Source organism: Mesorhizobium sp. M7A.F.Ca.MR.362.00.0.0, assembly GCF_004023175.1.
Lineage (GTDB): Bacteria > Pseudomonadota > Alphaproteobacteria > Rhizobiales > Rhizobiaceae > Mesorhizobium.
Genome location: NZ_RZTF01000888.1, coordinates 255 through 578, shown reverse-complemented (window position 1 = coordinate 578; position 324 = coordinate 255). Strand labels below are relative to the sequence as shown.

Sequence of the window (324 nt, the reverse complement as noted above, 5' to 3'; positions counted from 1 at the left end):
ATTGCCCAATTGCGCGCACAGGCCGTTGACCGCACCGTGGCGGGCCCCGGTGTCGTCGACGCTGATCCAACCGGCCGAAGCGAGCCCGGCCGTCAGAACCTGCCTCGCTTCGGCGACGAAGGCGTCGATCTTGCTGGTCAGGATCCGCACGACCTGGCGCTTGGAGATCGACACACCGAAGTCGCGCAGCAACCCGACGATCCGATCTATTTCGATTGACCCTGGTGATAAAGTGACAGCACCAGACGCCGAAGTTCCAAACCGAAGTGCCCGTCGACCCCGTCCGGCAGCGCAGCGACGACGATCCGGCCATCCGGCAGGCGC

1 pseudogene is annotated in these 324 nt (G+C 65.1%); it reads right to left on the bottom strand.

Annotation, left to right across the window (positions count from 1 at the left end):
• Positions 1-192: pseudogene (locus tag EOC06_RS38345) on the bottom strand (hypothetical protein); the annotation flags it as partial.
• Positions 193-324: the final 132 nt, after the last annotated feature.